Genomic DNA, 18,005 nt, shown 5'->3' with positions numbered 1-18,005 from the left:
CGCCGAGCATGGCTCGGCGTTACCGCCATTCCGGTAGTGACGGCCGCTGGCCGTCATCGTGCAGAAACAACAAAGCCGGGCAATGCCCGGCTTTGTCTTTCAAGCAACCCGACCGGAGGTCAGGTTCGCTTGCGGAACATCGAGATGATGGCCAGCACCAGGAAGACCACGAACAGGATCCAGGCGATGTTGCTGGCGGCACCGGCAATACCGGAGAAGCCAAGCACTGCGGCAATCAGGGCGATGACGAAAAAGATGACGGCGTAATGCAGCATGGCGTTCCTCGCGGTTAACGTGCCGGGGTGGCGTTGGGGACCATACTCACGTGCCAGCGGTGTTCATCTGGTGATGGAAATCTCGCCGATTGATGAAGCTTTCAGCCGCGTGAGCCCTTCGTCAATGCTCACCACGGGCACATAACCGAAGTCACGGCGCGCCGGTTCCATGCTGTACCAGTGCGCGGTGCACAGCTGTTCGGCAAGGAAACGGGTAAGCGGCGGCTCACCCGGCAGGCGCAGCAGCGGCCACAGTTTTTCGGCCACCGCACCGATGCGATATGCGGTCTTGAAGCTTACCGACTTCGTCACCGGGGGCGCGCCTACCGCAGCCAGCAGCTTGTTTAGCAGCTCGCGCATCGGCAGCGGTTCGCCGTTGGAAATGAAGTACGCCTTGCCCGCGCACGCCGCACCGGGTGCCAATGCATCCAGCGCCAGGAAATGCGCCAGTGCGGCGTTGTCGATGTAGGTGGTATCGACCAGGTTGCTGCCATCGCCGACCAGACGCAGGCGTCCAGCGCGCGAACGCTGCGCCAGCCGCGGCACCAGCTGCAGATCGCCTGGCCCCCAGATCAACCGGGGGCGCAGCGCCACGGTGGCCAGCGTGGCATCGTTGGCCGCCAGCACGCGTTGTTCGGCAATCGCCTTGGTCGCGGCATACGGCGCCTGGAAGTCTTCGCCATACGGCACCTCGTCCGCACCCAGCCCTTCCACCGGATGCGTAGCCCGATGGGTCACGCTGGGCGTGGAGGTGTAGACCAGTTTCGAAACCCCCTGCGCACGGCAGGCGGCGATGACGTTGTCGGTGCCGACGACATTGGCCCGGTGGTAGCTGTCATAGCTGCCCCACGCTCCTGCCTTGGCCGCGTTGTGCAGCACCGCGTCCATGCCCGTCACGGCGTGCAGCACCGCCTGCGCATCGGCGAGATCCCCCTGGATCTGGCCCACGCCCATGGCCTGCAGCGCCGGGTAATGACCGCGATTGAAGCTGAGGACCTGGTGCCCGCGTTCGGCAAGGCCAGCGCACAGCGCCTGGCCGAGGAATCCACCGCCGCCGGTGACAAGGATCTTCATGCGTGTTTTTCCCGTTGCGAAGCGGCCCAGATCGCCAGCTTCTCGCGGCCGATCTTGGCGTTGTGGCGGATATCCACCGGGAACCCCGGATGGACCAGGAAGTCCTGCAGTCGCGCCTCGGGCAGGCGCACGGCCGCCTTGGTGCGCAGCGCTTCCTGCAGGGCGGCGGAATCGGAATGCCCGCGCAGCAGCTCCACGCACAGCACCGGCACCTGCGCACCCGGCGCACCGACGCCGACCAGCGCAGTGCGCGCCACGCCGGCCACGGTGTTGAACACCGGCTCGACCTGTTCGGTGTACAGCGGCCCCTGCGCGGTTTCCACGCGCTGGGTCTTGCGCCCACAGAACCACAGCTGGCCCTGCGCATCGAAGTAGCCGACATCGCCCATGCGGTGCACCACGCGGGTGCTCCCATCGGCCAGCGTCTCGTTGATCTTCGCCGCCGCGGTGGCCTGCGGACGGTTGAAATAGCTGTCTGTCGCAGTGGGTCCGGCCACGGTGATCTCGCCCACTTCACCCACCGCCAGCTCACGCACCTGCGACCAGTCCGGCAGCGGCGCGTCGTCGATGGCGATGATGCGCACCTGGTTCGGTGCCACCACCCCGCCCACGCAGGTCCCGGCACCGCCTTCAGTGGCCGCGCGGGTGTTTTCCAGCGCGCGCCCTTCGATCACCGCGACCGGCAGGCATTCGGTGGCGCCATACGGCGTCCAGAACTGGGCATCGGGCGGCAACAGCCGGCGGATCCTGGCCACCACGTCCGGCGGCACCGGCGCCCCCGCCGAGGTCACCCGCTTGACCCCCGGCAGCGGCTGGCCATGGTCGGCCAGCACCCGCATCAATGCCGGCGAGCCGAACAACTGGGTGACGCCGTGGCGTTTGATCGCATCGTGCAGGCGGCGCGGATCGGCGCTGGCCGGGCGCGTCGGGTCCATGTCCGGAATCACCGACGTCAGCCCCAGTGCCGGGTCGAACAGGGCGAACGGCGGGAAGGTCGGCAGGTCCACCCCGCCCGGTTCCATCCCGAACGCCGAACGCAGCAGCTCGACCTGGCCGACGAAATGGCGGTGGCGGTAGACCACGCCCTTTGGCACGCCGGTGGAGCCGCTGGTGAACAGGATCGCAGCGGTATCTTCGCCATCGGTGGCGGCCAGCATCGGCGGCGTACCGGCGCCGGCCCGCTCCAGCGCGGCCAGTGTGGTGCCGCCCCAGCCCAGCCGGCGGCCGACGGTCACCAGCAGCGTGGCCGACGGCGCCCAGCGCAGCGCAAGCCGGGCCACGTGGGCCAGCGCAATGCCAATGAAGGCCTGCGGCTGCGCCTCGTCCAGGCACTGTTTCAGCGCGCGCTTGTCGATGCCCGGATCCACCAGCACCGGCACCGCACCCAGCTTGAACAGCGCGAACATCAGCAGGAAAAACTCGGGCGAAGGCCGCACCATCACCACCGCACGTACGCCGCGGCCGATGCCGTAGGCGGCCAGGCCGGCGGCCATGGCATCGCTGCGCGCATCCAGCTGACGGTAATCCAGGGTCACGTCATAGGCCGCCATGCCATTGCCCGGACCGCGCCGTCCGGGGCAGCGGATGGCGATCTGGTCGGGGCGTTCACGCGCCAGTTCGGGCAATCGTGCGGCGATGTTGCTGTATCGGTTCATCCGTTCATTGTCGCCGTATACGGAAATTCTTGCGCGCCGGCCCGCATCATGGAAAATCCGCACTCTCTTTTCATGTCGCTAACGGCCGCCCGAGGCGCCCTGCCCATGCTACACCCCTGCATGACCTGCGGCGCCTGCTGCACCCAGTACCGCGTGGCATTCCACTGGATGGAATCGGATGAAGTCACCCCCGGCGGCGTGCCGCACCAGCTGACCGAAGTGCTGGACCCGCATCGCCTGTGCATGCAGGGCACCCATTCGGCGCCGGTGCGTTGCGTGGCGCTCGACGCCCAGATCGGCGTGTATTCGCGGTGCACGATCCATCCCAACCGGCCCAGCGTGTGCCGCGAGGTGGACGCTTCATGGGAATACGGCAAGCGCAGCGCGCAGTGCGAGAAAGCCCGCATCGCCTACGGCCTGGACCCGCTGACGCCGGCCGACTGGCGCTGGCGCGACGCCGCCGGCAACGATGACGACCACCCGGATGACAACGGCTCGCCGCAGGCCCCGATCGCTGCCTGAGTAGCGCCGATCTATGGTCGCCGGCTCTTCATCGCGGTGTCTGATGGTTTCCGCTGACCATGGGTCGGCGCTACCGCGACGCGCGCGCGGACTGTCGGGGGCGGGCGGTGGGGCGGGGGCGTTGAGCGCCATGGATGGCGCGAAACGAGGCCCGCAGGAGCGGCTTTTGCCGTCCCCCGCCCAGCCCCACCGCCCGACGCCAAGCACGATGCCTGCTTTCAGAGCCCACCCGCGAGGGGCTCCGCCGTTCGCAGCCCGCTCAGCCGAGCGGATGCGAATCCAGGAACGCGCGGATCCGCGGCACCAGCACCTCGTGCTTGTCTTCCAGCACGTAGTGGCCGGCATCCTCGAAGGCGAGCACTTCCGCCTGCGGCAACGCCGCCTGGAAGCCCTTCAGGAAATGGTGGTCGAAGACGAAATCACGCAGGCCCCAGCCGATGAAGGCGGGCCGGTCGGCGAAGGACGGCAGCACCCGGCCGGAGCGCTCCAGCAGCGGCCACGCCTTGTCGGCCGGCGACAGCGGGATGTCCTGCATGAAGCGGATGGTGCTGATGCGGTTGGCATAGCTGTCATAAGGCGCCACGTAGGCGCGGCGTACGTCGGCCGGCATCTTCCGTTCCACGCCCAGCCAGGAGGCCCCGGCGGAGAACGCGTTGAAGCTGCGGATGATCCACTCGCCGACCTTCCAGTGCCGCCCCAGAGCGATCTGCCACGGCATTTTCTTCGCCGCCGGCATCGGGAATGCCGCGGTGTTCAACACCACCAGGCGCTTGACCTGGGCGTGGTGGGACAGCGCCCAGCCGAAGCCGATCATGCCGCCCCAATCGTGCACGGCCAGGGTCACCGGACCGGTGATGCCCAGGTGCGCCAGCAGCGCGTCCAGGTCATCCACGCGCGACTGCAGGGTGTATTCGTAGCGGTCATCGGCCGACTTGTCCGACAGGCCCATGCCGATGTGGTCCGGCACGATGCAGCGGTAGCGGTCGGACAGGCCGGCTACCAGCGTGCGCCAGTAATAGCTCCACGACGGATTGCCGTGGACCATCACCACCACCTCGCCATCGCGCGGGCCTTCGTCGAGGTAGTTCATCGACAGGCCCGGACGGACCTCGAACCGATGGGGAGTGGACGGGTAGCCGGGAAGATCGCGCATGCGGTGCACCTGTAAAAAGGGCCGGTAGTACCGGCCCTTGGGAAGACTTACCGGGCCTGGGTCACCAGACCACTTCAGCCATCGAGCAGTTCAGCCCCGAGCCGATGCCGAGCAGTGCGATGCGATCGCCCTTTTTCAGCTTGCCCAGCTGCTTGAGCTTGCTCAGCACGATCGGCACCGAGGCCGGGCCGATGTTGCCGTGCTCGCCGAAGATGGTCATCACCTTCTTCGGATCGATGCCGAAGTTCTTGATGAACGCGGCGGTGTGCGGCTGGCTGACCTGATGGATGACGAACTGGTCCAGCTCCTCCACCGCCCAGCCCAGCGCGATCTTCGCCGCGGCGAAGGTCTTCTGGGCCAGTTTGATGCCTTCGATCAGCAGCAGACGGGTATCGGTGACCATGCGGTCCAGGTTGCCCAGGCACAGCTGGTTCCATTCGGTGGCCGAACGGGTGACGCCGCCCTTGTAGCGCGGGGCATCGGGGACCAGCTCCGAACGGGCCATGACCATCGCCGCCGCGCCCGACCCGGTGGTCAGCGCCGCCAGCTCGTTGCGGAAATCTTCGGCGGTGACGCCCGGGGCAGTCATCCGCTCCAGGGTCTTCTCGTACACCAGGTTCGCGGTTTCGCCGTCGACGACCAGCGCATAGTTCAGCTCGCCGCGCTCGATCATCCGTGCGGCGATGTCCATGCCATTGATGAAGGCAAGGCAGGCATTGGCTACGTCGAAGGTCACGCATTCCTCGCCCACGCCCAGGTTGCCGGACACGATGCTCGCCGTGGAAGGCTCCAGATAGTCGCGGCTGACCGAGGTGTTGATCACCAGGCCGACGTCGGCCGGACCGATGTTGGCGTCTTCCAGCGCCTTGCGGGCGGCCATGGTGGCCGCGTCCGAGGCCAGCGTGCCCTCATCCCACAGGCGGCGCGCATGGATCCCGGCAACGTCACCCAGCACGTCGGTACGGATACCGAGGCGGTCCAGGGTGGGCTGCAGGCGTTCGTTGATTTCCTTGGTCGTTAGCGTGTGGGGCGCGTCGACATGCGCCAGGCCGGCGATCGAGACATTCTTGAAGAGCATCGAGTTAGCGCCAAGGCTCAGGCAAAGGGGGCGTCATTCTATAACCCTCTTGGCCTGACCGCACCTTTACCGATTCAGCTTTACCGTATGGTGCGTTTCAGCGCGGCGGGCACTGGAAGGCGGCGAAGCGCTGGCTGCCATCGGCCGGCGGCGCGGCGGCCTGCACGGCGTTGGCGCCGGCGCTGGGCGCCTCGTTGCGGGCCAGGGTTTCCAGCTCTTCCTGCACGCGCAGCGGGTTGCGGTTATAGAAGCCGACCTTGCTCTTCACGGTCACCACCACCTCGCCCTTGGTCTGGCAACCGGCCGGGACCGCGCCGGGGGCCAGCACGCGCACGGTCTTGCCGGACGACTCGATCGGTACCCAGGTGCAGGCAGTGGTGGCGAGCAGCAGGGTGGAGATCAGCAGGAAGCGCATGGCGGAGTACCGGATAAGGTTTCCGCGATTGTGCCTGAACAGGCTGAACGGGAGGTAGCGCCGAGCCATGCTCGGCGAGCGCAGCGGCGCGGAAACAGCGTGACGACCAACGGTCGTCACCCACCGATGGCAAATGCATGACGGCCAGCGGCCGTCACTACCTCGCGCGAACGCGAAGGGGCCGCGGATTTCGCCGCGGCCCCCGGTTCACTTCGTGTCGATCACCGTTACTTGGTGATGTCCACGTTCCTGGTATCGCGCAGGAACAGGCCACCGATGACCACCGTCATCAACGCGATGGCGATCGGGTACCACAGGCCGTAGTAGAGGTTGCCGGTGCCGGCCACCAGCGCGAAGGAAATCGCCGGCAGGAAGCCACCGAACCAGCCGTTGCCGATGTGGTACGGCAGTGACATCGAGGTGTAGCGGATGCGGGTCGGGAACAGTTCCACCAGGTAGGCGGCGATCGGGCCGTAGACCATGGTCACGTACAGCACCAGGATCCACAGCATGAAGATCGTGCCGGGGATGTTGATGCGCGCGTTGTCCGCCTTGGCCGGGTAGCCTGCGTCCACCAAGGCGGCCTTCAGCTCGGTACCGAAGGCATCGGCCTTGGCCTTGCCATCTTCCTTGGTCAGGCCAGCCGCTTCATACGAGCTCACCTTGGACGCGCCGACATTGACCACCGCCAGCGAACCGGCCGGTGCCGGCTGCACGTCATACGGCACACCGGCCTTGGTCAGCGCGGCGGTCGCCACGTCGCAGGAGCTGGTGAACTTGCGCAGGCCCACCGGATCGAACTGGAACGAGCAGGTATTCGGATCGGCGACGACCAGTGCAGGCGAATTGGTGCGTGCTTCCTCGATCGCCGGGTTGGCGAAGTGGGTCAGGCCCTTGAACACCGGGATGTAGGTGACCGCAGCCAGCAGGCAGCCGGCCAGGATGATCCACTTGCGACCGATGCGATCGGACAGCCAACCGAAGAAGATGAAGAACGGCACGCCCAGCGCCAGCGCCGCGGCGATCAGCAGGTAGGAGGTGGTGGCATCGACCTTCAGCATGCTGCTGAGGAAGAACAGCGCGTAGAACTGGCCGCCATACCACACCACCGCCTGGCCGGCCGCTGCACCCAGCAGGACCAGCAGCATCAACTTCAGGTTGCCGTCCTTCAGGCTGTCACGGAACGGGGTCTTGGAGCCCTTGCCTTCGGCCTTCATCTGCTGGAACAGCGGCGATTCGCTCAGCTGCAGGCGGATCCACACCGAGATGCCCAGCAGCACGATCGACACCAGGAACGGGATGCGCCAGCCCCACGCTTCGAAGGCTTCGTTGCCCAGGAAGTAGCGGCAGGCCAGGATGATCAGCAGCGACATGAACAAGCCCAGCGTGGCGGTGCACTGGATGAAGCTGGTGTACAGGCCACGCTTGTTGGCCGGTGCATGTTCGGCCACGTAGGTGGCCGCGCCGCCGTACTCACCGCCCATCGCCAAGCCCTGGGCCAGGCGCAGGATGATCAGGATCACCGGTGCGGCAACGCCGATCGAGGCGTAGTTGGGCAGCACGCCGACCAGGAAGGTCGAGATGCCCATGATCAGGATCGTGACCAGGAAGGTGTACTTGCGGCCGATGCGGTCGCCGAGGCTGCCGAAGAACGCCGCGCCGAACGGACGCACGAAGAAGCCGGCCGCGAACGCCAGCAGGGCGAAGATCATGCCCGTGGTTTCATTGACCCCGCTGAAGAACTGCTTGGCGATGATGGCGGCGAGTGAGCCGTACAGGAAGAAGTCGTACCACTCGAACACCGTGCCAAGGCTCGATGCGAAAATGACTTTCTTGTGGCCGTGCGTCAGTGACGCAGGTGCGGGTGCAGGTGTTGTTGACATGGGAAGCTTCCCCTCCGAAGCATGGTGACGGTGGGTGCCGACCTGGGTCGGCACTCAGTTAAAAGCTGTACTTGGTGGTGAACTGCACGCGGTTGATGTCGCCCTTGCGACCGTCTTCGATCTCGCGCACGCCGTACATGTATTCCGCACCGATATCGACCTTCGGCATCGGCGTATAGAACACGTTGCCGCGGATGCTCTGCACGCTCTTGGTGACCAGCGGGCCCAGCGTTCCGTCGTTGTCGTAGTCACTGCGCGCGTAGATCAGGTTGGTGCGCAGCTTCGGGGTGAAGGCATGCCGCCAGCCCACGTAACCGGCCAGCACGCCGGTGGTCGCCAGCTCGTCGCGGGCGATGTCATAGGCGGTGTCGGCGGTGATGCCCAGGCCGATGTAGCGCGAAATGCCTTCGCCTCCGGTGAGCTGGTAGTGCAGCGTGTCCGAGTCGGCCATCACCCATTTGCCGCCCAGGGTCAGGCCGCCGGCGATCTTGTCCGCATCCGCGCCGGTGGTCTGGTTGTCGACCTTCAGCTGGCGGACCAGGCCGGCCACCCCGAAGGTGCCCCAGTCGCCCTTCCAGCCATAACGCACGGTCAGGTCGGGCAGGCTGCCACGATCGGAGTTGGCGCTGGCGTTGGTCCACGCACCGGTCACCGGATTGCGCACGCCGGTCAGCGTGGTGGTTTCCGGGTTTTCCAGCGCAACGCTCAGGCCGCCGGTGGTGTAGCGGATCTGTGCCTGGCGGATGAACACCACGCCGTCGGTGGGACCGACGAAATCGGCGGCTTCGGGAATGGAGGCCGCGTCCATGAAGTTGGTCCAGGTCTGGCCGGCCGTCCACTTGTTCCAGTACATGTAAGCGTGCCGCAGGGTCACGCCGTAGGTATTGGTGGCGGTCTGGTTGCCGAGCGAATTGCCGAAGAAATCCATCTCGAAGAACGCACCGGCCTTGTTGCCGTTTTCGCTGACGTTGTCGATGCCCAGGTTGAAGCGCGAGAATTTGGCGTGGGCGTTGAAGTCCACGTCCGAACGCTCACCGCTGCCGCCGGCGCCAGCCACCGGAGTCTGGCCCGGCAGGTACAGCGCGCGGCCGGTCGCATCGTCGGCCAGCTGGCCATCGCCGGTCTGGGTAGCCAGGAAATCGGCCTTGATGAAGCCGCCGATCTTGACCGTGGTGCCCGGCGCGGCGCCGGGAGTGATGGTGGTGACCTGGATCGGCTGCTTGCCTGCCGGTACTGCCGGCTTCTGCTCGGCCTGCACCGTCCTTACTTCGGTGACCGCCTGCTGGGTCTGGCTGATCTGGCTCTGCTGCTGTTGCTGCGAAGACAGCAGCAGCTGGACCTGGCGCTCCAGCTCGCCCACGCGTGCTTCCAGGGCCTTTTCTCTTGCGGTTTCGGCGAAGGCCATGCCCGGTGCAGCCAGTGCGACCAGCATGCAGGCAGCCAACGGCTTGCGCAGCGTCTTCAACGTACGGTGATTCATGTTGCCCTCTCTCCCAAGTGGCAAATCGAAAGACGCGCGTGGGGCACGGTCGAGGCCGAGGGTGCGACTGGTTGACGCACGGCGGCTATTGGCCATTAGTCGTACCTGGTGCAGCGGGCGGGGGCCGTGTTAACCCCGCGCAGCCTCTGCGCCTGTCGGCTTGCGACCATGGTCTAAGCGCGGCGGTGTGGCGGGCGGGGACGGATCGGGCAAACTGGGTGGCAACGGTTGCGCCGCATGCTGCAACCGCACATCAAAGTCCACGTGCAAGTGAGGGCGCCATGGCTGATCTCTATCCCGTCGACCCGCAGTTCGCCAAGAACGCGCGGATCGACAAAACCACCTACCAGCAGCAGTACCAGGCTTCGATCGCCGACCCGGATGCGTTCTGGGGCGAAGCGGCGCAGCGGCTGCACTGGTTCAAGCAACCCAGCATCATCAAGAACGTCAGCTACGACCTGGCCGACTTCCACATCAAGTGGTTTGAAGACGGCGAGCTCAATGCCAGCGTGAACTGCCTTGACCGCCAGCTGGAAACGCGTGGCGACAAGACCGCCCTGCTGTTCGAACCGGACAGTCCGGATGCGCCGGCCCAGCACGTCACCTACCGCGAGCTGTACGAGCGCACCTGCCGCCTCGGCAATGCATTGCGCAGCCTCGGCGTGCAGAAGGGCGACCGCGTCACCATCTACCTGCCGATGATCGTCGATGCGGCCGTGGCCATGCTGGCCTGCGCGCGCATTGGTGCGATCCACTCGGTGGTGTTCGGCGGATTCGCGCCGAACTCGATTGCCGATCGCGTCAGCGACTGCGCCAGCAAGCTGATCATCACCGCCGATGAAGGCCTGCGTGGTGGCAAGAAGATCCCGCTGAAGGCCAACGTCGATGCCGCGCTCAAGCTGGCCGGCACCAACACGGTGGAAACCGTACTGGTAGTGCGCCATACCGGCGGCGCGGTGGACATGCAGGCCCCGCGCGACCGCTGGTTCCACGATGTGGTGGACAGCCAGCCGGCCAAGTGCGAGCCGGAACGCATGAACGCCGAGGATCCGCTGTTCATCCTCTACACCTCTGGTTCCACCGGCAAGCCGAAGGGCGTGCTGCATACCACCGGTGGCTATCTGTTGTATGCGGCCTACACCCATGAAGCAGTGTTCGACCTGCGCGAAGACGATATCTACTGGTGCACCGCCGACGTCGGCTGGGTCACCGGCCACAGCTACATCGTCTACGGACCACTCGCCAATGGCGCCACCTCGCTGATGTTCGAAGGCGTGCCGAACTTCCCCACCACCTCGCGCTTCTGGGAAGTGATCGACAAACACAACGTCAGCCTCTTCTACACCGCGCCGACCGCCATCCGCGCGTTGATGCGCGAAGGCGAAGAGCCGGTCAAGCGCACCTCGCGCGCGTCGTTGCGGCTGCTCGGCAGCGTCGGCGAGCCGATCAATCCGGAGGCCTGGCGCTGGTACTACGAGGTGGTCGGCGACAGCCGCTGCCCGATCGTCGATACCTGGTGGCAGACCGAAACCGGCGGCATCCTGATCTCCCCGCTGCCCGGTGCGGTGGACCTGAAGCCGGGCTCGGCCAGCCTGCCCTTCTTCGGCGTGCGGCCGGCCCTGGTCAATGCCGATGGCGAGATCAAGGACGGTGCCACCGAAGGCAACCTGATCATCCGCGATTCGTGGCCGGGCCAGATGCGCACCGTGTACGGCGACGACCAGCGCTTCATCGATACCTACTTCCGCACCTATCCGGGCGCCTATTTCACCGGCGACGGCTGCCGTCGCGACGAGGACGGCTACTACTGGATCACCGGCCGCGTCGACGATGTCATCAACGTATCCGGCCACCGCATCGGCACCGCCGAAGTGGAAAGCGCGCTGGTATCGCATCCGAAGGTGGCCGAAGCCGCCGTCGTCGGCTTCCCGCACGAGGTGAAGGGCCAGGGCATCTATGCCTATGTCACCCTGATCGCCGATGAGGCGCCCAGCGACGAACTGCACAAGGAACTGGTGGCGTGGGTGCGCAAGGAAATCGGCCCGATCGCCACGCCGGACCACCTGCAGTGGGCCCCCGGCCTGCCGAAGACGCGTTCGGGCAAGATCATGCGCCGCATCCTGCGCAAGATCGCCGAGAACGCGCCGGATCAGCTGGGCGACACCTCTACCCTGGCCGATCCGTCGGTGGTGGCCTCGCTGGTGGACGAACGCAAGGTCAAGTAATGCGCCACGCGGCGGACCGGGAGGAGGGCCCGGTCCGCACGTTGGATCCAGCTGCTTTCGCGTGGCGAAGCGCGCTGTGTCCGCCCCTGCCCTCCTGTTTTCCGTAAGCTGATCCCATGCCCACCCTCCTGATTGCCGACGACCATCCCCTGTTCCGCGAGGCCCTGCGGGGCGCCGTGAAGCGCGTCATCCCCGGCGTCCAGCTGTTCGAAGCCGACAGCGTGGAAGCGCTGTACGCGCTGGCTGACCAGCACAACGACGCCGACCTGGTCCTGATGGATCTCAACATGCCCGGTGCGCAGGGATTCAATGCACTGGTACACATGCGCTCGCTGCACCCGCACCTGCCGGTGGTGGTGGTGTCCGCGCGCGAGGAACCCAAGGTGATGCGCCGTGCGCTTGATCATGGCGCGTTCGGCTTCATCCCCAAATCGGCTGACTCGGACACCATCGGCCATGCGCTGGGAATGATCCTGGACGGCGAAACCTGGGCACCGCCGGAGGCGCACAGCGAGCCACCCACCGGCCGCGAAGAGCGCGAGGTCGGCCAACGCCTGCGCGAACTCACTCCGCAGCAGTTCCGCGTACTGCAGATGCTGGGCGCGGGGCGCTTGAACAAGCAGATCGCCTACGACCTGAATGTGTCCGAGGCCACCATCAAGGCGCACGTCACCGCCATCCTGCGCAAGCTGGGCGTGACCAACCGCACCCAGGCCGTGCTGATGGCCGGCAAGCTGGCCATCGACGACGAGCAGATCGTGTTGCCGCCCGAGGAAGACTGAGCCGCCTCCGGTAGCGCCGAGCCATGCTCGGCGGCTTTCCGTTCCGGCATCCCGCTGCGTGCAGCAGGCCGCGCTGCGCGCTCGCCGAGCACGACTCGGCGCTACCAGGTCGCGATATAGCCTGAGCTATGAAAACCAGCTTCACCTGCGCAATCGCAGGGTGACGCCACAGACCGGGACCCCGGTGCTAAGCTTCGCGTCCCCTTGGGGAGTAGCCGGTTTCCTGCTGCAGGAAACGCCCGTATCAACATGCTCGGCCAGTGCGCCGTGGTGCGGGCAACCATCTTGGTTGGCGAGACCAGCGGCCCGCGTGCGCAACGAGAGGTTGGGCGCGAACGTGGGCCGTGCGTCCGTCTTCGCCCGACCTGTCGTGAACTTCATGTCCCCTCTTTCGATCCTCCTGATCGGCTTTGCCATGTCCACCGATGCCTTCGCTGCGGCGATCGGCAAGGGCGCCGCCATGCGCAGGCCGGTGTTCCGCGATGCACTGCGCGCCGGCCTCATCTTTGGCGCCATCGAAGCGATCACCCCGGTGATCGGCTGGATGCTCGGGCGCGCGGCACTGGAGTACGTGGAGGCCTTCGACCACTGGATCGCCTTCGGCCTGCTGATCGCCCTGGGGCTGCACATGATCGTCAACGGCCTGCGTCCGCAGCACGATGATGCCGACGAAGACCCGCAGCGCCACCATGGCTTCTGGCAGCTGGCGGTCACCGGTTTGGCCACCAGCATCGATGCCATGGCCGTGGGCGTCGGACTGGCTTTCATGGATGTGCATATCGGCGTGGTGGCGGCGGTCATCGGCCTGTGCACGCTGGTCATGGTCACCGCAGGCATCATGCTTGGCCGCGTACTCGGCGACATGGTCGGCAAGCGCGCGGAGATCATCGGCGGGGTGATCCTGATGATCATCGGCGCCACCATCCTGTACGAGCACCTCAGCGGCGCTGCGTGACCGGCACCGCGCGGTTCACCCTTCCCACCAGCGGCCTGGCCGGCGTGGGGTTCCATCCAAGGGGAGGTTGCTGGTGCGTCGATGACGGATGGTCACCACCGATTCCACGGTGGGCCGGTAACAGTCCGCCGGCGGGCGGATATCGCGTTCGGCGGCAGGCAACACCTGCTGCGCGGGTCTGCGATCCGGACTCGGAGCCGATGCCAGCTCTCCTTGCATGAAGATGCAGCCGCGCTGGCGGAACGCCAGGCAGGCGGGGCGGCCTGCTTTCAGCTCCCGGGTGAGCGCGTCTGCCGACGCCTCGTCGATTGCCGCCAGATAGTAATGGCCCTGGTGCGGCTGCAGCGCCATGAACGGTCCCCGGTCCAGGCACTGCGCCATGCAGAATCGGGTGATGGCGTGGATCGCCTGCGGATCGCAGAACAGGCCGTGCTGCACGCAGTAAGCGCGGTAGTGATCCACCATGCCCTGCGTCAACCGCTGCATGCAGGCGTGCAGCTGCTTGACCTCGGCCCGGTCACTGAAGCGGACATTGTTGTGTTGCAGCCATGCTCGCATCTTCGGGAACTCGTTGAGTACCCTCCACCGCTGCTGGTGGGCCGTGTCATCAAGGTAGCGGTCGCGCGAGAACTGGTGATATATCAGGCCCAGTACAGCGCTGAAAACGGTGTCCCCCAGCAGCCGGCTGCTGCCGTTGCAGAGCAGCGAAAGGCCCGCACCTGCGCCCCCACCCAGCGCCACCGCCAAGACGGGTGCGCGCGGCGAATCCACGGGAGTGTTCAGCACACCCTGCAGCGCACCGCACAGCGATGATGATGTCGATGCCGTGGATGTCCATGGCGTGGCCGTCGATGCGCTCGGCACAGGCCCGGTTGAGGACACATGCATGGTCTATCGTCCGCCGCAGAAACGCTCTGTATACCGGCCAGCCAGCCTGGCTGCCACCACCAAGCGCGCAACGCTTCGATGGCGGCGACTCAGTTGTCCGAACGTGCGTAAGCGGCCAGGAAGGCACGCAGCGATGCTGGCTTGATCGGCTTGGTCAGCACCCGATAGCCGCGGTCGCGTGCCATCCGCTTCAGCTCATCACGGCCATCAGCCGTGAGCAGGGCACCGGGCAGGTCGCTGCCAGCCGCCTCGCGCAGCGCGACCAGCGTGTCCAGGCCATCCAGGCGGTCATGCAGGTGGTAATCGACGAGCATCACGTCGGGGTGCGCGGTGATTTTCTCCAGCGCCTGGTCCACGGTGCTGGCGGTGATCACCTGCACCTGCCAGCGTCCGAGCAGCGCGCGCATGCCATCCAGGATCTCCTCATCGTTGTCCACGCACAGCACGCGCATGCCGGCCAGTGAATCCGGACGCGAAGCCGGCGCCGCCGCGGCCATCAGTTCCTGCTCGCTGGCACCCGGGGTCGCCGCTACCCGTGGCAGGGTGATGGAGAACATCGACCCGCTACCCACCCGGCTGCGTGCATTCAGTCGATGGTCGAGCAGGCGTGAGATACGCTGGCAGATGGACAGGCCCAGCCCCAGCCCCTGTTCGCCCCAGTCGAAGGGCTGCTGGTAGCGATGGAACTCATCGAATATCTGCTGCATGTGGTGTTCGGGAATGCCGGGACCGGTATCCCACACCTGCAGTTCCACTTCCTCGCCACGCAGGCGCACGGCCAGCACGATGCGGCCCTGCCGGGTGTAACGCAGCGCATTGGCCAGGAAGTTCTGCATCACCCGCCGCAACAGCCGGCGGTCACTGCGTACCCAGGCCGGACGCGCGAACAGGTCCAGGCGCAATCCGCGGCCTGCGGCGACCGGCGAATACTGCGCCGCCAGCTCGCGCATCAGGGCGCTGGCATCGAACTCGCCGATCACTGGATTCAGGCCACCAGCGTCCAGTCGCGAAACGTCCAGCAGGCCATCGAGCAGTTCCTCTGCGGCACGCAGCGAGGCGTCCACGCGCTCGGCCAGATGGCGCTGCTCTTCGTTGTTGTGGTGGCTTTCGCGCAGCGCCGAGGCGAACAGCCGCGCCGCATTCAGCGGCTGCAGCACGTCGTGGCTGATCGCCGCCAGGAAGCGGGTCTTGGACTGTTGCGCCGCCTCGGCAGCATTGGAGCGCTCGGCCACTCGCTGCTCCAGTGTCTCATTGGCTTCCAGCAGCGCTTTTTCAGCGTGTTTGTAGTCGGTGATGTCGTTGTAGCTGGTGACGTAGCCGCCGCCGGGCAACGCCTGTCCCCGCATCTCGATCACCTTCCCATCGCTGCGCGTACGTTCAAACACATGCGGCGAACCGGCGCGCATGTAGCGGATGCGACGGCTGATCTGGCGTTCGATATCGCCCTCGCCCAGTTCACCGCGTTCGGCGTTGTAGCGGATCAGGTCGGCCACCGGGCGGCCCACGTAGAGCATGCCGTCCGGATAGCCGAACATGTCCTGGTAGCGCCGGTTCCATGCGGTCAGCCGCATGTCCGGGTCGACCACGCTGACCCCGGCACTGATGTTCTCCAGCGTGGTGGACAGGATTTCCCGATTGAAACGCAGCTCCTGGCCGGCTTCGTCCAGTACCGCCACCACCTCGCCCAGGTCCATGCCCGAACCGCGCAGCAGGCTGGTCAGCAGCAGGCGGGCCGACGCGGCACCGATGGAGGCGGCAAGCAGGCGTTCGGTGAACTGTACCCAGGGCCGATCCGCCGGCACCTGGGTCTGCAGTTCGCGCCCCAACGACTGCGCCTGTTCGAAGAACGACCGGCGCGCATGGCGCTCGCCCACCACCCGCGATGCCAGCGCCAGCAGGTCGCCCACGTGCACGTGGCCCGGCCAGCCACTGGCCACCGACGGCCGCTGCGCATACGGGTCCAGGAACGGTGCCGCGCGCAGGCGCTCGTCGACGCTGGGCCGCCAGCGTGCCGACACCAGCATCATCGTCGCTGCGTTCACCAGCAGCGACCAGAACGTGCCGTGGGTCAGCGGATCCCACCCGTTCATGCCGAACAGCTGCTGCGGCCGCAGCCATGCCACGCCGAACGGCCCATCGCTCAACCACGCCGCATCCATCAGGCCGGACTGGGTCAGCGCGGGCAACAGCAGGGTGTAGATCCAGGTGGCGAAGCCCAGCACGATGCCGGTTTCCACGCCGCGGCGGCTGGCCCCTCGCCAGTACAACCCACCGATCAGCCCGGGCGCGAACTGCGCCACCGCCGCGAACGCCATCAAGCCATAGGACGCCAGCGAGTTGTCGTTGCCGCTGCTGCGGTAGTACGTATAGGCGATCAGCGCCAGGAACAGGATCGCCAGGCGGCGGATCCACAACACCCGCGATGCCACGTCCGCCGCCTCGCCGGTGCCCCCGCTGCGTCGCAGCAGCACCGGCATGACCAGGTCGTTGCTGATCATCGTGGCCAGTGCGATGGACGATACGATGACCATGCCGGTCGCCGCCGAGAACCCCCCCACATAGGCCACCAGCGCCAGCGCGTTGCGGCCCTCGTGGAGGGGCAGGGCCAGTACCATCGCATCGTCGGCCACCGTGCCGCCGGTACCGAACAGGGTGACGCCGGCCGTGGCGATGGGGATCACCATCGCCGAGATCACCACCAGGTAGCCGCCGAACATCCAGCGCGCGCGGTGCACGTCACGTACATCGCCACACTCCACCACCGCCACGTGGAACTGCCGCGGCAGGCACACGATGGCCAGGAAGCTGAGCAGGGTCTGCGAGATGAACCCCACCGGGGGCAGCGACGTGAACAGCGTATGCGCCGACTGCACCACCGCATCGGTGCGCTCGCTCAGCCACAGATAGGCGAACACGCCCACGGCCACCATCGCCAGCAGCTTGATCACCGATTCCAGCGCGATGGCCAGCATCATGCCGTGGTGGTGCTCGGTGGCGTCCACCTGGCGGGTACCGAACAAGGTAGCGAACAAGGCCATCAGCAGCGCCACGTACAACGCCGGATCACTGAAGTAGCCGGTCGGTCCGCTGTCGCCGGTCAGAACCTGCAGGCTCATCGCAACGGCTTTGTACTGCAGCGCCAGGTACGGCACCACGCCGATCAGCGCGATGATCGCCACCAGCGCCGCCAGTCGCCGCGAGCGGCCGAAACGCGAAGAGATGAAGTCGGCGATGGAGACCACGTTCTGGCTGCGCGCCACCAGCGCCAGGCGCTCGATGATGCGCCAGCCGAACAGCATCATCAGCAGCGGGCCGATGTAGATCGACAGATAGCCGATGCCACTGCGCACGGCGGTGCCGACCGCGCCGTAGAAGGTCCACGAGGAGCAGTACACCGCCAGCGCCAGGCTGTAGACCACCGGGCGCAGCCAGGGCCGGTCCGGATACAGCGGGCGTCGGTCACCCCACCACGCCACGCCGAACAGCAGCGCAGCATAGGCGACAGACACCAGCAGCAGGATCCAGCTGGAAACCAAAGGCGGTCTTCCGGGGCGGCAGTGCCGACAGTGTAGTGGGTTGGGCCGCGGCCAGCCTGCGCGCGGGCAAGCGCTCGATGAAAG

Annotated in this window: 14 protein-coding genes; 4 read left to right on the top strand and 10 right to left on the bottom strand. The window is 66.4% G+C overall.

What is annotated here, in order from left to right; genetic code table 11:
* Nucleotides 1-119: 119 nt before the first annotated feature.
* From IFT63_RS15415 to oleC, 3 genes are all read right to left on the bottom strand, one after another.
* On the bottom strand, nt 120-275 hold the full coding sequence (locus IFT63_RS15415; protein ID WP_042613899.1) for a DUF1328 domain-containing protein: 156 nt from the start codon (nt 273-275) through the stop codon (nt 120-122).
* A 63-nt stretch (nt 276-338) separates the two neighbouring features.
* Nucleotides 339-1,349 (bottom strand): 2-alkyl-3-oxoalkanoate reductase, encoded by a 1,011-nt coding sequence (gene oleD / locus IFT63_RS15410; protein ID WP_192085000.1) that lies wholly within the window; start codon nt 1,347-1,349, stop codon nt 339-341.
* Nucleotides 1,346-3,004, bottom strand: a complete 1,659-nt coding sequence (gene oleC, locus IFT63_RS15405; protein ID WP_042613901.1) for an olefin beta-lactone synthetase — start codon at nt 3,002-3,004, stop codon at nt 1,346-1,348. The genes oleD and oleC overlap by 4 nt, the downstream gene beginning before the upstream one ends.
* A gap of 105 nt (nt 3,005-3,109) precedes the next feature.
* Here oleC and IFT63_RS15400 point away from each other — a divergent pair, with 105 nt between their 5' ends.
* Nucleotides 3,110-3,526 (top strand): YkgJ family cysteine cluster protein, encoded by a 417-nt coding sequence (locus IFT63_RS15400; protein WP_192084999.1) that lies wholly within the window; start codon nt 3,110-3,112, stop codon nt 3,524-3,526.
* Between the two features lie 259 nt (nt 3,527-3,785).
* Here the strand turns inward: IFT63_RS15400 and IFT63_RS15395 are convergent, their stop codons facing one another.
* The 5 genes from IFT63_RS15395 to IFT63_RS15375 all read right to left on the bottom strand — a co-directional run bounded on the left by IFT63_RS15395 (nt 3,786) and on the right by IFT63_RS15375 (nt 9,535).
* Entirely contained in the window at nt 3,786-4,679 is an 894-nt protein-coding gene (locus IFT63_RS15395; protein ID WP_192084998.1) for an alpha/beta fold hydrolase, read from the bottom strand.
* 61 nt (nt 4,680-4,740) lie between these two features.
* Nucleotides 4,741-5,757, bottom strand: a complete 1,017-nt coding sequence (locus IFT63_RS15390) for a 3-oxoacyl-ACP synthase III (RefSeq protein WP_057507087.1) — start codon at nt 5,755-5,757, stop codon at nt 4,741-4,743.
* A gap of 97 nt (nt 5,758-5,854) precedes the next feature.
* Nucleotides 5,855-6,172, bottom strand: a complete 318-nt coding sequence (locus tag IFT63_RS15385) for a DUF4156 domain-containing protein (protein ID WP_192084997.1) — start codon at nt 6,170-6,172, stop codon at nt 5,855-5,857.
* A gap of 227 nt (nt 6,173-6,399) precedes the next feature.
* Nucleotides 6,400-8,055: an MFS transporter gene (locus IFT63_RS15380; RefSeq protein ID WP_192084996.1), complete on the bottom strand. Its 1,656-nt coding sequence runs from the start codon at nt 8,053-8,055 to the stop codon at nt 6,400-6,402.
* Nucleotides 8,056-8,113: 58 nt separating this feature from the next.
* Nucleotides 8,114-9,535, bottom strand: a complete 1,422-nt coding sequence (locus tag IFT63_RS15375; RefSeq protein WP_192084995.1) for a DcaP family trimeric outer membrane transporter — start codon at nt 9,533-9,535, stop codon at nt 8,114-8,116.
* 281 nt (nt 9,536-9,816) lie between these two features.
* Here IFT63_RS15375 and acs point away from each other — a divergent pair, with 281 nt between their 5' ends.
* The 3 genes from acs to mntP all read left to right on the top strand — a co-directional run bounded on the left by acs (nt 9,817) and on the right by mntP (nt 13,497).
* Nucleotides 9,817-11,760, top strand: a complete 1,944-nt coding sequence (acs, locus tag IFT63_RS15370; RefSeq protein ID WP_192084994.1) for an acetate--CoA ligase — start codon at nt 9,817-9,819, stop codon at nt 11,758-11,760.
* A 116-nt stretch (nt 11,761-11,876) separates the two neighbouring features.
* The gene (locus IFT63_RS15365; protein ID WP_192084993.1) at nt 11,877-12,542 is read left to right on the top strand and encodes a response regulator transcription factor; all 666 of its coding nucleotides are present in this window, start codon (nt 11,877-11,879) and stop codon (nt 12,540-12,542) included.
* 379 nt (nt 12,543-12,921) lie between these two features.
* The gene (gene mntP, locus IFT63_RS15360) at nt 12,922-13,497 is read left to right on the top strand and encodes a manganese efflux pump MntP (RefSeq protein WP_042612039.1); all 576 of its coding nucleotides are present in this window, start codon (nt 12,922-12,924) and stop codon (nt 13,495-13,497) included.
* A gap of 15 nt (nt 13,498-13,512) precedes the next feature.
* Here mntP and IFT63_RS15355 read toward each other — a convergent pair whose 3' ends face one another.
* Nucleotides 13,513-14,268 (bottom strand): hypothetical protein, encoded by a 756-nt coding sequence (locus IFT63_RS15355; RefSeq protein ID WP_192084992.1) that lies wholly within the window; start codon nt 14,266-14,268, stop codon nt 13,513-13,515.
* A 206-nt stretch (nt 14,269-14,474) separates the two neighbouring features.
* Nucleotides 14,475-17,921: a PAS domain-containing hybrid sensor histidine kinase/response regulator gene (locus IFT63_RS15350; protein WP_192084991.1), complete on the bottom strand. Its 3,447-nt coding sequence runs from the start codon at nt 17,919-17,921 to the stop codon at nt 14,475-14,477.
* Between the last annotated feature and the right edge of the window lie 84 nt (nt 17,922-18,005).

The organism is Stenotrophomonas sp. CFBP 13724 (genome assembly GCF_014841975.1).
Lineage (GTDB): Bacteria > Pseudomonadota > Gammaproteobacteria > Xanthomonadales > Xanthomonadaceae > Stenotrophomonas > Stenotrophomonas lacuserhaii.
Note: the sequence above shows the minus strand (reverse complement) of the source record. Positions and strands in the feature narration are given on the sequence as shown.

Coding starts and splice junctions, on each gene's coding strand:
- IFT63_RS15375 (WP_192084995.1), bottom strand. CDS start 9,535: ATGAATCACCGTACGTTGAAGACGCTGCGCAAGCCGTTGGCTGCCTGC.
- IFT63_RS15395 (WP_192084998.1), bottom strand. CDS start 4,679: ATGCGCGATCTTCCCGGCTACCCGTCCACTCCCCATCGGTTCGAGGTC.
- IFT63_RS15400 (WP_192084999.1), top strand. CDS start 3,110: ATGCTACACCCCTGCATGACCTGCGGCGCCTGCTGCACCCAGTACCGC.
- IFT63_RS15365 (WP_192084993.1), top strand. CDS start 11,877: ATGCCCACCCTCCTGATTGCCGACGACCATCCCCTGTTCCGCGAGGCC.
- mntP (WP_042612039.1), top strand. CDS start 12,922: ATGTCCCCTCTTTCGATCCTCCTGATCGGCTTTGCCATGTCCACCGAT.
- IFT63_RS15380 (WP_192084996.1), bottom strand. CDS start 8,055: ATGTCAACAACACCTGCACCCGCACCTGCGTCACTGACGCACGGCCAC.
- acs (WP_192084994.1), top strand. CDS start 9,817: ATGGCTGATCTCTATCCCGTCGACCCGCAGTTCGCCAAGAACGCGCGG.
- IFT63_RS15385 (WP_192084997.1), bottom strand. CDS start 6,172: ATGCGCTTCCTGCTGATCTCCACCCTGCTGCTCGCCACCACTGCCTGC.
- oleD (WP_192085000.1), bottom strand. CDS start 1,349: ATGAAGATCCTTGTCACCGGCGGCGGTGGATTCCTCGGCCAGGCGCTG.
- IFT63_RS15390 (WP_057507087.1), bottom strand. CDS start 5,757: ATGCTCTTCAAGAATGTCTCGATCGCCGGCCTGGCGCATGTCGACGCG.
- oleC (WP_042613901.1), bottom strand. CDS start 3,004: ATGAACCGATACAGCAACATCGCCGCACGATTGCCCGAACTGGCGCGT.
- IFT63_RS15415 (WP_042613899.1), bottom strand. CDS start 275: ATGCTGCATTACGCCGTCATCTTTTTCGTCATCGCCCTGATTGCCGCA.